Annotated in this window: 12 protein-coding genes and 1 rRNA gene; 12 read left to right on the plus strand and 1 reads right to left on the minus strand. The window is 45.0% G+C overall.

The window, feature by feature from the left end:
* The first annotated feature begins 111 nt into the window (after positions 1-111).
* The 8 genes from rrf to pssA all read left to right on the plus strand — a co-directional run bounded on the left by rrf (position 112) and on the right by pssA (position 8,644).
* Positions 112-228: ribosomal RNA gene (gene rrf / locus EJP82_RS22770) — 5S ribosomal RNA — on the plus strand.
* 348 nt (positions 229-576) lie between these two features.
* The gene (locus EJP82_RS22775; RefSeq protein ID WP_127194375.1) at positions 577-1,035 is read left to right on the plus strand and encodes a CtsR family transcriptional regulator; all 459 of its coding nucleotides are present in this window, start codon (positions 577-579) and stop codon (positions 1,033-1,035) included.
* A 30-nt stretch (positions 1,036-1,065) separates the two neighbouring features.
* The gene (gene mcsA, locus EJP82_RS22780; protein WP_127194376.1) at positions 1,066-1,590 is read left to right on the plus strand and encodes a protein-arginine kinase activator protein McsA; all 525 of its coding nucleotides are present in this window, start codon (positions 1,066-1,068) and stop codon (positions 1,588-1,590) included.
* A gap of 12 nt (positions 1,591-1,602) precedes the next feature.
* The gene (gene mcsB, locus EJP82_RS22785) at positions 1,603-2,679 is read left to right on the plus strand and encodes a protein-arginine kinase McsB (protein ID WP_127194377.1); all 1,077 of its coding nucleotides are present in this window, start codon (positions 1,603-1,605) and stop codon (positions 2,677-2,679) included.
* A gap of 57 nt (positions 2,680-2,736) precedes the next feature.
* Positions 2,737-5,181 carry an ATP-dependent protease ATP-binding subunit ClpC gene (gene clpC, locus EJP82_RS22790; RefSeq protein ID WP_127194378.1) on the plus strand — a complete coding sequence of 815 codons (2,445 nt, stop codon included), beginning with the start codon at positions 2,737-2,739 and terminating at the stop codon, positions 5,179-5,181.
* A 220-nt stretch (positions 5,182-5,401) separates the two neighbouring features.
* Positions 5,402-6,769, plus strand: coding sequence for a DNA repair protein RadA (radA, locus tag EJP82_RS22795; protein ID WP_127194379.1), 1,368 nt, complete (start codon positions 5,402-5,404; stop codon positions 6,767-6,769).
* 13 nt (positions 6,770-6,782) lie between these two features.
* On the plus strand, positions 6,783-7,859 hold the full coding sequence (disA, locus tag EJP82_RS22800) for a DNA integrity scanning diadenylate cyclase DisA (protein ID WP_127194380.1): 1,077 nt from the start codon (positions 6,783-6,785) through the stop codon (positions 7,857-7,859).
* Between the two features lie 56 nt (positions 7,860-7,915).
* Entirely contained in the window at positions 7,916-8,644 is a 729-nt protein-coding gene (gene pssA, locus EJP82_RS22805; RefSeq protein ID WP_127194381.1) for a CDP-diacylglycerol--serine O-phosphatidyltransferase, read from the plus strand.
* 542 nt (positions 8,645-9,186) lie between these two features.
* On the opposite strand, the gene EJP82_RS22810 is transcribed toward pssA, so the two are convergent.
* Positions 9,187-9,582 carry a nucleoside triphosphate pyrophosphohydrolase family protein gene (locus tag EJP82_RS22810; RefSeq protein ID WP_127194382.1) on the minus strand — a complete coding sequence of 132 codons (396 nt, stop codon included), beginning with the start codon at positions 9,580-9,582 and terminating at the stop codon, positions 9,187-9,189.
* Between the two features lie 208 nt (positions 9,583-9,790).
* Here EJP82_RS22810 and EJP82_RS22815 point away from each other — a divergent pair, with 208 nt between their 5' ends.
* The 4 genes from EJP82_RS22815 to gltX all read left to right on the plus strand — a co-directional run bounded on the left by EJP82_RS22815 (position 9,791) and on the right by gltX (position 13,666).
* Positions 9,791-10,879: a PIN/TRAM domain-containing protein gene (locus tag EJP82_RS22815; RefSeq protein WP_127194383.1), complete on the plus strand. Its 1,089-nt coding sequence runs from the start codon at positions 9,791-9,793 to the stop codon at positions 10,877-10,879.
* Between the two features lie 96 nt (positions 10,880-10,975).
* Complete coding sequence (gene ispD / locus EJP82_RS22820) at positions 10,976-11,683, plus strand: 2-C-methyl-D-erythritol 4-phosphate cytidylyltransferase (RefSeq protein ID WP_170220278.1); 708 nt, start codon at positions 10,976-10,978, stop codon at positions 11,681-11,683.
* Positions 11,680-12,168, plus strand: coding sequence for a 2-C-methyl-D-erythritol 2,4-cyclodiphosphate synthase (gene ispF / locus EJP82_RS22825; RefSeq protein ID WP_127194385.1), 489 nt, complete (start codon positions 11,680-11,682; stop codon positions 12,166-12,168). Before ispD ends, ispF begins: the two co-directional genes overlap by 4 nt.
* A 31-nt stretch (positions 12,169-12,199) precedes the next feature.
* Positions 12,200-13,666 carry a glutamate--tRNA ligase gene (gltX, locus tag EJP82_RS22830; RefSeq protein ID WP_127194386.1) on the plus strand — a complete coding sequence of 489 codons (1,467 nt, stop codon included), beginning with the start codon at positions 12,200-12,202 and terminating at the stop codon, positions 13,664-13,666.
* Positions 13,667-14,078 lie beyond the last annotated feature (412 nt).

Here is a 14,078-nt window from a genome sequence, read left to right on the forward strand (position 1 = left end):
AATTTCGTTTCGTATCCGGTTTTCAAGGATTAAACCTTGAGCGAGCATGTCTTTCTGATGATTGATATTTTCTCGCAGCGATTTCGAGAAGCGAAGCTTCAAAAAATCACGTTTGGTGGCGATGGCGGAGGGGTTCCACACGTACCCATCCCGAACACGACCGTTAAGCCCTCCAGCGCCGATGGTACTTGGACCGCAGGGTCCTGGGAGAGTAGGACGCCGCCAAGCNCTTGGTAGAGCACCTGGTTTGGGACCAGGGGGTCGCATGTTCAAATCGTGTCGTCCCGACCATTATATTAAAGTGTTGAGTCCATCCTTAGGATGGGCTTTTTCTGTTATATGTGCGTGTTTAACCAGGAGAATATTTTCAACCTAACAGGTTCACACTGAATGTAGAAAGACGCCCTCTTGGCAAACCAATAAATTATGTTATAATGAAAACAAGGTCAAAGAAAGTCAAAGTCAACAGTCGCTATTTCACAACATGCTATACAGTTTATAAGTAAGTGTTTTATAAGGTTCGAAGTAGGTTATTTTAAAATATTGGCTTGATGTTTGAGCAATGGAGGATGAGTGATGCGTAATATCTCCGATATTATAGAAAAATATCTCAAGGGTATTCTGCATGAAAGTCCTGAGGGAGCCATAGAAATTCAGCGTAACGATCTGGCCGACCAATTCTCCTGTGTACCATCCCAAATCAATTACGTCATTAGTACACGTTTTACGCTGGAAAAGGGCTACCTTGTGGAGAGTAAAAGGGGTGGTGGCGGTTATGTTCGTATTAGGCGGATTGAATTTCCTGGACCAACCACCTTGCATACACACTTACATCATACAATTGGTGACGAAATGGGTCAGACAGCTGCAGAGGGACTGATCTATCAGCTTGTGGAGGCGAGGTTCCTTAGTAGTCGAGAGGCTGCTCTTATGCGTGCTGCCATATCTAGGGAAGTGCTGATGGTACAACTTCCTTACCGGGACCAGATCAGGGCACGAATCATGAAAGCTATGCTCATCTCTTTGTTAGGCTGAGGAGTCCATCTAAAGGAGGAGGGATACTCGATGCAATGTCAAGAATGCGGTAAACGTCCCGCGACACTGCACTTTACCAAAATTGTGAACGGGGAAAAGACAGAATTTCGTATCTGTGAGTCCTGTGCCAGAGAAAAGGGAGAGATTATCCCAGGAACAACAGGGGGATTCTCCATTCATAACTTATTGTCTGGTTTTCTGGATTTCAACCCTGGAAGTCACAGTCAGAATCCAACGATTAAAGCCCCGGAGAATCTACGTTGCGAAGAATGTGGAATAACTTACTCGCAATTTAGCAAAATAGGACGTTTTGGTTGCAGTTCTTGTTATAAATACTTCAACGATCGATTGGACCCTCTGTTTAAGCGAGTTCATGGAAATACAGTTCACGTAGGAAAAGTACCCAAACGCGCAGGAAGTCACATCCAAGTGAAGCGTAAGCTCGATGAGCTTCGGCAGCAACTGCAGGAACGTATTCTTCAGGAAGAGTTCGAAGAAGCTGCTGGGTTACGAGATGAGATTCGCGAGCTTGAGAAGAATATTTCTGCAGAGTAGGAGGAATGTGCTATGCCAAATCTCCGGTTTACAGAACAACCACTGAGCGAATGGATGAGCAGTGGAGGCAAGGATTCTGATATCGTCATTAGCAGCCGGGTTCGGATTGCACGTAATCTGCTACATGCTCCATTTCCGATGCTGGCCACCAGTGAGCAATCCGAGGATGTTCTAAGAAAGCTGCAGGATGTGCTTGATGATGAACGAATAGAGGATTTTGGTAAAATATATCCTATCCTTCTTGACGATTTGGAGGATCTGGATAAAAAAGTGCTGGTTGAGAAGCATTTGATCAGTCCGAGCTTGGCCAATGAGTCCAAAAGTGGAGCTGTTTTCATTAGCGAAAACGAAAGTTTAAGCATAATGGTGAACGAGGAAGACCATTTACGAATTCAATGTCTATATCCCGGCTTTCAGGTACAGGAAGCATGGGAGCGAGCAACCTCGGTGGACGACATTTTTGAAGATCATGTAGATTATGCATTTGACGATAACCGGGGATTTCTAACCAGTTGTCCAACAAATGTAGGTACTGGACTAAGAGCATCCGTGATGATGCATTTACCTGCACTTGTGTTGACGGGTCAAATTAATCGAATTCTTTCTGCAGTTTCCCAAGTAGGACTTACAGTTCGGGGGATCTATGGCGAAGGAAGCGAAGCAATGGGGAACTTGTTTCAAATCTCAAATCAGATTACACTGGGACAAAGCGAAGATGAAATTATTGAGAATTTATACAGCGTTGTTCTACAGATCATTGACCATGAGAAGACGGCAAGGGAAACATTGCTAACCGAATCACACCTACGTATGGTTGACCGAGTGATGCGTTCGTACGGGATTTTATCTCATGCGGCCATTATGGAGTCAAAAGAAGCCGCGCAGCGCTTATCTGATGTTCGGTTAGGGGTGGATTTGGGACTAATTGATACGTTGTCGCCTCAAGTGCTAAATGAACTGAATGTGATGACACAGCCCGGTTTTTTGCAGAAAATATTTAGCGAGAATATGTCACCAGGAGAGCGGGATATGTACCGCGCTAAGCTAATCCGTGACAAAGTAAATGTAAATAACGGTAAAGAAAACTAGCTTCAGCTAGGGTTCCTTACCGCAAGCAATAGAACAATCATGGAGGTGTAGGAGAAGATGATGTTTGGAAGATTTACAGAACGTGCCCAGAAGGTGTTGGCATTAGCCCAGGAAGAAGCCGTAAGGTTAGGACATAATAATATTGGTACAGAACATATTTTACTCGGATTGATTCGTGAAGGGGAAGGTATTGCAGCTAAGGCATTGATCGGTCTTGGACTGGGTCTTGAGAAAATACAGGATGAAGTCGAAACCTTAATTGGACGCGGTCAAGAGCAACCTACCAATATCGCTTATACACCACGTGCCAAAAAAGTTATTGAACTTTCAATGGATGAAGCGCGGAAACTCGGTCATACCTATGTCGGTACAGAGCATATCCTGCTTGGATTGATCCGTGAAGGAGAAGGCGTAGCTGCACGTGTACTGAACAATTTGGGGATTAGCCTAAATAAGGCACGCCAACAAGTGTTGCAGTTGCTCGGTAGCAGTGAAGCCGTATCAAGCCATCATGGAGCGCCAGCTAATATAAATACACCTACACTTGACAGTTTGGCCCGTGATTTGACGGTAACTGCCAAAGAAGGAAACTTAGATCCTGTTATCGGAAGAAGCAAAGAAATTGAACGTGTTATCCAGGTTCTTAGCCGCCGGACGAAGAATAATCCAGTCCTAATTGGTGAACCAGGCGTCGGTAAAACGGCGATTGCTGAAGGCTTAGCTCAGATGATCATTAATAATGAAATCCCTGAGACACTTCGTGACAAAAGAGTAATGACACTCGATATGGGATCTGTTGTCGCGGGTACGAAATACCGCGGTGAGTTTGAAGATAGATTAAAGAAAATAATGGATGAAATCCGCCAAGCGGGGAACATCATATTGTTTATCGATGAATTACACACCTTAATTGGAGCAGGTGGAGCTGAAGGCGCCATTGACGCATCTAACATCTTGAAGCCAGCGCTTGCTCGTGGGGAGCTTCAGTGCATTGGGGCAACGACACTAGATGAATACCGCAAATATATTGAGAAGGATGCAGCCTTAGAACGCCGCTTCCAACCGATTACTGTAGATCAGCCATCAGTTGAAGAAGCGATTCAAATTCTGCATGGTCTTCGTGACCGATATGAAGCCCATCACCGCGTTAAGATCACGGATGAAGCGATTGAACAGGCAGTTAAGTTGTCCGACCGTTACATTCCAGACCGTTTCTTACCGGATAAAGCAATTGATTTGATTGATGAGGCTGGTTCCAAAGTAAGACTAAACTCTTATACTGTACCGCCTAACTTGAAGCAATTAGAAAGCCGTCTTGATGATATCCGCAAGGAAAAAGATTCCGCAGTGCAAAGCCAAGAGTTTGAGAAGGCGGCAGCATTACGCGATACGGAACAGAAAATTCGTGAAGAGCTTGATGTTACGAAGAATCAATGGAAAGAGAAACAAGGACGTACAGATTCTGAAGTGACGCCTGATGATATCGCACAAATTGTGGCGAGTTGGACTGGGATCCCAGTTAGGAAACTGAAGGCAGAAGAAACGGATCGTTTGCTTAACATGGAACAAATTCTCCATGAGCGCGTTATTGGTCAAGAGGAAGCTGTTAAAGCAGTTAGCCGAGCGATTCGCCGGGCACGTGCAGGACTTAAAGATCCGAAGCGTCCAATTGGCTCCTTCATTTTCCTGGGACCAACAGGGGTGGGTAAGACTGAACTTGCACGGGCGTTGGCTGAGGCTATGTTTGGTGACGAGAATGCAGTCATTCGTATCGACATGTCGGAGTATATGGAGAAACATTCTACATCTCGTCTTGTGGGTGCCCCTCCAGGATATGTTGGTTATGAAGAAGGCGGACAATTAACCGAGAAAGTACGCCGCAAACCGTATTCTGTTGTACTGCTTGATGAGATTGAGAAGGCTCATCCAGAAGTATTTAACATCTTGTTGCAGGTACTAGAAGACGGTCGCTTAACGGACTCCAAAGGCCGTGTAGTCGATTTCCGTAATACGTTGATCGTCCTGACATCTAACGTAGGAGCTGAAGCAATCAAGCGCAATACAAGATTGGGATTCACTGCGGTGGTTGATGCCAAGGGTGATTACGATAGCATGAAGGGTAAAGTGATGGAAGAGCTTAAGAAGAGCTTCCGTCCGGAATTCCTCAACCGGCTTGATGAAACGATCGTCTTCCATTCACTCGGTGAGGATCATATCAGCCAGATCGTTAATCTGATGTCTGAAGAGCTTCGCAAACGTCTGCAGGAGCATGAAGTTGATTTTGTCTTAACGGACAAAGCCAAAGCATTTTTGGCCAAGGAAGGTTTCGATCCTGCATATGGTGCTCGTCCACTACGTCGTGCGATCCAGAAGCATATTGAAGACCGTTTGTCTGAAGAATTGCTGACGGGTAATGTGAAAAAAGGTGAGTTGTTAACGATCGACGAGGAGAATGGCGGATTGACCGTTGAGAAAACAGGAACATTTTCCAAAAACGCTTAAAAAGTTGAGCTATAAAGCCGATTAAAATAAGGATGGCTTCCCTAAGGTAATGCCTCGGGGATGCTATCCTTTTGTATTACATAATGCTCTGTTTTTAAGTTAATATAGGGTTGGAAAAAACTTTACGATAAATCTGAAACAATGGTAAACTTTAAATGTCACCTTTTGTGGTTGTACCTGCAAAGTTTGACAAATTTTGCAGAGTGATAAGGAGAGCAAAATGGTTAAAGTAAAGACAAAGTTTCTTTGTACCGATTGTGGCTATGAATCACCGAAGTGGTACGGGAAGTGCCCAGGTTGTAGCGCATGGAATTCCATGGTTGAAGAAACAGAAAAAGTAGTAAAGACACAAGGAGTCTCCACAGGCATATTTCACACGAAAGAAAAACCCCTTTCGATCATAAATATAGAGAGCGACAAAGAACCACGAATCAAAACTGGTATTGAAGAACTCAATCGTGTATTAGGTGGAGGAGTCGTTCCCGGATCCTTAGTATTGGTGGGGGGAGATCCCGGCATTGGGAAATCTACACTCTTACTGCAGACTTCGCACGAAATGGCCCATATTGGACTTAAAGTACTCTATATATCTGGAGAAGAGTCCATGCGACAAACTAAACTACGTGCGGAGAGATTAGGGGCCCTTTCTCCAGAACTTTATGTGCTTTGTGAGAGTAGTATGGATGGAATTGAAGAGGCCATCGAGAGTGTAAAGCCAGACTTCTTAGTTATTGATTCCATTCAGACGGTGTATTTGCCAGAAGTAACGAGTGCACCCGGAAGTGTATCCCAGATTCGCGAATGTACGGCCCGGTTTATGCGAATTGCTAAGGGCCAAGGGATTGCTACGGTATTGGTTGGACACGTTACTAAAGAGGGAGCTATTGCTGGTCCGCGATTGTTGGAGCATATGGTCGATTGTGTCCTTTATTTTGAAGGAGAGCGACATCATTCATATCGATTACTGAGGGCTGTAAAGAATCGATTTGGCTCAACCAATGAGATCGGCATATTTGAAATGAATGAGTCTGGGCTGGTTGAAGTGTCTAATCCATCGGAATTGTTCTTGTCTGAGCGACCGCTTGGTGTAGCAGGTTCCACCGTAGTGGCTAGTATGGAGGGAACACGCCCGATGTTAGTGGAGCTGCAGGCTTTAATTGCTTCAACAAACTTTCCTTCCCCGCGTAGGATGGCAACGGGTGTTGATAGCAATAGACTGAATTTGATCATTGCTGTTTTAGAGAAACGGATGGGGATGTATTTACAGAACCAAGATGCCTATGTGAATTTAGCTGGTGGGGTGAAGTTGGATGAACCGGCTGTTGATTTGGCCATTGCGGTAAGTATTGCATCAAGCTTTCGTGATATACCAACCAAGCCATATGATGTTATTTTCGGAGAAGTGGGATTAACCGGTGAGGTCAGGGCGGTCTCCCGGGCTGAGCAGCGGGTGAAAGAAGCCGCTAAACTAGGATTCAAAAGAGTAATTCTACCGGAGAAAAGCCTGAAAGGGTGGAAGGGACCGGAGGGAATTCAATTAGTAGGTATAAATTCAGTTGCAGAGGCGCTAGCGGTTGCGTTAGATTAGGGGGCAATAATTAATGAAAGAAACAATTCAGTTAGAGAAGATGAATGATCTGTTAAGACTCGTTGCGCCAGGCACCGCCTTTCGCGACGGATTGGAGAATGTGCTTCGGGCCAAAACCGGAGGATTAATTGTAGTGGGCTATAGTCCTGAAGTGATGGAAGTAGTTGAAGGTGGCTTCTCTATTAACTGTGACTTCACACCCAATTATCTGTATGAGTTGGCCAAAATGGATGGGGGCATCATAATAAGCGAGGATTTGAAACGCATTCTCTACGCGAATACTCAGCTTATTCCCGACTCCTCAATATCATCCTCAGAGACCGGGATTCGTCATCGTACAGCAGAACGGGTTGCTAAACAAACCGGTAAGCTCGTCGTTTCCATCTCTCAGCGCCGTAACATTATTACTTTGTATCAAGGAGGGCTAAGGTACGCACTGAAAGAGATTGGTGTGATCCTAACGAAAGCCAATCAAGCGATTCAAACGCTTGAGAAGTATCGGTCTGTGCTCAACCAAGCCTTAACTAATTTGGCAGCTTCGGAATTTGAGGAACTAGTCACCATACCTGAAGTAGTAAATGTTATTCAGCGGGTTGAAATGGTAATTCGTATCAAAATGGAGATCAAACGGTTTATCAATGAATTGGGCACAGAAGGACGCCTGATCAGCATGCAGATGGAGGAACTTGTTAGCAATATGGAGGAAGAGGCGTGGTTGCTATATAAAGACTATGCCAAAGAGGAAAGTGATGAAGCGATCCGTGAAATCATCCATAACCTCAAACGTTCCAGTGATGATGAGCTACTCGATATGAATCACATCGTACGTCTGCTTGGATACCCTGCGTCGATGGCCACATCGGAAGATTTAATCTCGCCTCGTGGGTACCGTGTACTGAACAAAATTCCGCGGTTGCCCAATGTCATTATTCATAATTTGGTTGAGCGTTTTCAACAGTTACCTGGCGTACTTAGGGCTACAATTGAACAATTGGATGAAGTTGATGGTATTGGAGAGGTACGGGCACGGGTAATTAAAGATGGATTAAACCGCCTACAAGAACAGGTGTTCATTGACAGGCAAATTTAAATCTCCTACAATCAAGTGATAGTTATATTCTTGAAATACGCACTCGAGGTGAAGAGATGATTACAAAATCAATTCCGAACTTGTTTACTTTAGGTAACCTGTTTCTCGGAATGTTAGCCATTATGTTGGCGTTCGATGGTAGGTTTAGCCTAGCCGCCATCATGGTAATTGTCGCAATGCTGCTGGACGGCCTAGACGGGCGCGTTGCACGAGCGTTAAATTGTCAAAGTGAATTTGGTAAAGAACTCGATTCATTATCGGATATTATATCATTCGGTATTGCACCAGCCCTTCTTATGTATACTATTTCTTTCCACAGCATTCCGTTTGGATTAGCTTGGACAGTTACAGCTGTATTTCCGATGTGCGGAGCATTACGATTGGCACGGTTCAATGTGCAAAAAGGAATTCCGGGTTACTTTATCGGCTTACCTATTCCTGCTGCTGGTGGTGTTTTAGCAACACTTTCATTATTTCATAAAGATATTACAGCGCCTTACTTTATCATTGCGATGTTGCTATTATCCTATCTCATGGTTAGCTCCGTGAAGTATCCTAATTTCAAGAAAGTCGGTCTGCCGAAGAAAGCAGTTGCCGTTGCACCATTTGTCGTTGTCTTAGCGGTTGTTCTTGCCGTACTCTTTCCAGAGCAACTTTCTAAAATGATCTTTATTCCGCTTGTTATTTACGCGTTATATGGATTGAAACAAAACGTCGACAAACTACTCCGTCGGAAAAAGCGTCATGAGGACGACTCCGAAGAAGTTTACCGCCCTAAACGTTAATATCACTCAACGTACAAAAAGGCATTGATCACCGCGAAGCGGAATGATCAATGCCTTTTTTTAGGCTTATTCTTTAATGGTTTTCAATCTTTAATCTTTAGCATTTTTCAATCTTAATATTTTAAATATTTAATGTTGTTAACTGTTTTGTAAGTCAGCGCATCCCCAAGGGGGACAGCGACTCCTCACACATAGTGGTCTTTACGCATCACTCTCAGACCGGCAGAAGCCCTAAAAGTAAAGCGTGCCCTTTAGGGCGTAAGCGACCCAATTCCACCCAAGTCACTCGTGTGCTTCTAAAGTAGTAGTGTCTGCAGCATGTTTACCCTGGTAATACGGGTGTGCCCAAAGTGAGACGTACCCGAAGGGGGAAAAGCGTGCCACGTACCACCCTGAGCGCATCCCCAACGGGGATAGCGATGCAGGAGCGCCTCTAACACTCCCACGTTCCTTAAGCGGGAGTCCAGAGGGCGGGCAGCCCTTGGGGCCCTCCCTTACGATAAGGGAGGGTTTGGGTGGGATGGGATACCGGATCCCCACAACTATGACAAATTAAACAATCCCAACGTTGAGCACTTCTTGAACTCCCGTTCAACGACTTCATTCATATTAATTTCTAACAAATTGCAAAGTGCTGACATATAAAAAAGGTTTCGTCCCAGTTCATTGGTAATAGCATCACGGCAGTTCTCACACAGTTCGCCTTGAACATGCTTACGAATCGTATCTTTGGCTTGTTGTAGATCTATACCAGGCTCAAAGTCTTGTTTCGTAGCATGTAGTTCAATACAGCCGCATTCAGTAACTGCTTTGGTGACTGAACGGACGACAGAAGCATTCGTCTGCCCTGATTTAGATAACACATCCAACAAACTACGGTGACGGAGCAACAGTTCAGAGACTTGTTCTTGGAAAGATTGAAGACTTGGTGTGTTCATTTTTCCATCCACCTCGATAATTAAGAATTGAATACATTATATGCCACAGTTTCCCCTCTTATCAACAGGAAATCCCACGTAGTGGGGGACTACTCATTCCTACGTCCATTATTTTACCTAGAAAAAAGTTACAATTCGACCGATTACGTTTCCAAAAATTGGACCATACTTATTAAAGAACATACTTTATCAGGAGGTGAAGAGAGACATGATCAAAAAAGGTTTTTTTAGCGTGGTCGGTTTATGTGGAGCTTGGTTTGGATATACGGTAGGCGGGATGATAGGATTCTTTCCACAATTCCTCCAAACTTGGTTTGACGGAATGAACCCCATAGCGAGTCACTTCATATTGGCGGTAACCGGAGCTTTTCTGTTCTTATTCTTGTTCTCAATAGGTGCGGGGGTCTTTTCCGCCCGGATAAGACGGTGGATTGAGGCATTGACCGTAATTCCAATGAGCGAAATGGCAGCCGGATCAGCTGGACTGACTGCGGGACTACTTCTTTCTTTAATGACTTACCCTATTTTGTCCTTGCTTGGATCTTTAGAGAGCTTTGCGCAGTTTGCTGTTTCGGTGCTGCTCGGCTACATAGGACTAACGGTTGCATTGGGGAAGAAAGAAGAACTGTCCTCATTTTGGAAATCAGGAAAATGGGGAAGTGGAACAGAGGGAAAAGAGCGGAAACTTGAGGAACATAAAATTTTGGATACAAGCGTAATTATTGATGGGCGGATAGCGGATATTTGCAAAACTGGCTTTATCGAAGGTACCATCGTTATCCCTGAATTCGTTCTGGAAGAACTGCAGCATATCGCGGATTCATCGGATCTGCTCAAGCGAAATAGGGGGCGCCGGGGCTTGGATATTTTGAATAAAATCCAGAAAGAGCTCGATGTTCAAGTTATGATCTATGAGGGAGATTTTGAGGATATATCTGAAGTGGATAGCAAACTCGTAAAACTTGCTAAAGTATTGCAGGGTAAAGTTGTTACTAATGACTTTAATCTCAATAAAGTGTGTGAGTTACAGGGGGTTTCGGTGCTCAATATCAACGATCTGGCTAATGCCGTTAAGCCGGTCGTACTACCAGGTGAAGAGATCATGGTGCAGGTGATTAAGGACGGCAAGGAACATGGGCAAGGCGTTGCGTATTTGGATGATGGTACTATGATCGTGGTTGAAGGCGGCCGAGACTTTATTGGTAGCGTTACAGAAGTGTTAGTAACCAGTGTATTACAGACATCAGCGGGTCGTATGATATTTGCCAAACCAAAACTGTTGGAAAAAGCCCAGTAAATTCGGTATGATGGGTACAAATGCATGGCATCTTGGAGGGTAATCCAAAACCACGCATAATTCAGGCAGTGTAAGGCAGGGATCATGGTGACAGAAGTGAACACGGGAACAGGAGTTATTGTGGTGGCGGCAGGTCGGGGAACCCGCATGGGAAGTAAAGAGTCCAAACAGTATCTTATGCTGCAGGACAAGCCGATCGTCATCCATACGCTGGAGGTGTTCGACCGCCATCCGTTGATTACTGAGATTATATTAGTAACGGGTGCGCAGGATGTGGAACGCTGCTTATCATGGATTCATGAGTTCGGTATGACTAAAAAGATAAAAGTTATTGCGGGCGGCGCTGAGCGTCAGCATTCAGTTTACCAAGGGTTGCTTCATATGAATTCACCCTGGGTACTGGTGCATGACGGCGTTCGCCCTTTTGTCACGCAGCAACAGGTAACCTCATGCTATGAGGCAGCGGTTCAACATGGTGCAGCTGTTCTGGCAGTGCCTGTTAAGGATACGGTGAAACAAGTTGACGGCCAAGGATGGGTCACGGCTACACCTGACCGTCGCAGCTTGTGGGCGATTCAAACCCCGCAGGCTTTTCGACGTTCCGAATTAATACAAGCACATGAGGTTGCTGAGGAAGAGGGCTTTATAGGGACGGATGATTCCATGTTAATTGAGCGTTTGGGTGTTCAAGTGATGGTAGTGGAAGGTGGATATGCTAACATCAAGATTACAACACCGGAAGATTTGGATTACGCGGAATTTATCCGTATGAAAAAAGAATTAAAGGGAGAGGGCATAAAATGATTACCGTAGGACAAGGCTTTGATGTACATGAACTGGTTGAGGGAAGACCTTGTATTATTGGGGGGGTTACGATTCCTTTCGAGAAGGGACTAATGGGACATTCCGACGCTGACGTACTGCTACATGCGGTGACCGATGCAATATTGGGAGCGCTTGGTCTAGGAGATATCGGACGCCATTTTCCTGATACCGATCCAAACTTTAAAGATGCAGACAGCTTGAAGTTACTGCAAGAAGTATGGGGTATGGCAAAAGAACGTGGATATCGTCTCGGAAATCTAGATGCCACGATTATCGCGCAACGTCCTAAGATGGCACCTTATATCCCGCAGATGGTTGACATTATAGCTGGAGCACTAGAATCACAGCCGCAGCAAATCAACGTCAAAGCAACAACGACTGAACAACTTGGTTTTACTGGACGCGGAGAAGGCATTGCCTCTCAGTGTATTGTCTGCCTCGTTGCAGATGTGCTATCATCGTAAGATTGAATCAAAACTTTTAGGGGGGATTGTCATGACGGAAGTTCGTGTGCGTTACGCGCCGAGTCCGACGGGACACTTACATATCGGCAACGCAAGAACAGCGCTCTTCAACTATTTATTCGCTAGACATCACGGAGGCAAATTCATTATCCGTATAGAAGATACAGATGTGAAGCGCAACGTTGAAGGTGGGGAAGAGAACCAGTTCACTTATCTCAAATGGCTTGGTATTGAATGGGATGAGAGTGTTGACGTAGGCGGGGAGTATGGCCCTTACCGTCAAACGGAGCGTTTGGACCTTTATCGTACGTACTGGCAGGATTTGCTCGACCGTGGACTAGCTTATCGTTGTTATTGTACGGAAGAAGAATTAGAGCAAGAACGCGAAGAGCAGATAGCTCGGGGCGAGATGCCGCGTTATTCTGGGAAACACCGAGATCTGACACCGGAACAATGCGCTGCGTTCGAAGCAGAAGGTAGACAAGCTAGTATCCGTTTCCGCGTGCCAGAAGGACGCACCTTCACGTTTGATGATCTAGTGAAGGGACCGATCTCATTCGAGTCAGACGTCAGCGGCGACTTTGTTATCGTGAAGAAAGATGGAATTCCGACTTACAACTTTGCAGTTGCGCTCGATGACCATCTGATGAAAATTACACATGTACTACGTGGTGAAGACCATGTATCCAATACACCACGTCAGTTGATGATCTACGATGCGCTTGGCTGGGAGCCACCGATTTTTGGACATATGACACTGATTGTCGGAGAAAATCATAAGAAGTTGAGCAAACGCGACGGATCAGTCATTCAATTTATTGAGCAATATGATGAATTGGGTTATTTGCCGGAAGCCATGTTTAATTTCATCGCATTACTTGGCTGGTCACCGACTGGAGAGGAAGAGTTCTTCACGAAAGAAGAGCTGATTTCAATCTTTGATGCCGGGCGTTTATCACGTAGCCCTGCTTTGTTTGATAAGCAAAAGCTGGCTCATCTGAACAATCATTACATCAAGAATGCGGATACTGCGCGAATTGCTAAATTAGCTATTCCACACTTGCAGAAAGCCTCTCTCTTGCCTAATGATTTGACAGTAGAACAAGAAGATTGGGCGAATAAGTTGGTTGCCTTGTATCAGGAGCAGATGACGTCGGCTTCTGATATCGTCGAGCTGTCTGACCTATTCTTCCGAACTCATCTGGAACTGGATGATGAAGCAAACGCTGTGTTGTCCGAACCACAGGTTCCAATCGTGCTAAGCGCTTTTCTGAGCAAGGTGGAGGAACTTTCACCATTTGCACCAGAGAACATTGCAGCAGCGATCAAAGAAGTGCAGAAAGAAACTGGCTTCAAAGGCAAAGGCTTGTTCATGCCAATTCGTGTAGCTTTAACGGGGCAAATGCATGGACGTGATTTGAACCAGACGATCTACCTGCTTGGTCAGGAACTTACGATTGAACGTCTCAAGTTACAAATTAGTAAGCTACAGAGCTAAACCTCTTGTCAGCTTTATGGAATTTCGGGTAAGATAAGCACAAGAATCCTATTCTTGGCACAATATATCAAAATAAGAAATGCATAGATCGGGAGAAGTACGCAGGTGTCTGTATTTACCAGAGAGGATAACCGGGACTTTGAAGTGGATATTTAAGAAAGTATATTTTCAATTTATACTTTGCTTACTTTTCTACTTGGTTTCAGGCTGAAAGTTATCTAGGTACAGAGGGCGGAAATGCACCCGGGAGCTGCGGGATTGAGCGCGCGAAAGCGTGGGTAGATCCTGACGTAATGTCCGCGTTAAGGACCCAAGGGGGAGGCTTCGAGTGCCACCGCTTATAATGAGCGGCTGTGATACAAGAAGAATCCAAGCAGAGTGGAACCGCGCGTAAGGCGTCTCTGTAGCGAAA

The organism is Paenibacillus anaericanus (genome assembly GCF_003994475.1).
GTDB classification, from domain to species: domain Bacteria; phylum Bacillota; class Bacilli; order Paenibacillales; family Paenibacillaceae; genus Fontibacillus; species Fontibacillus anaericanus.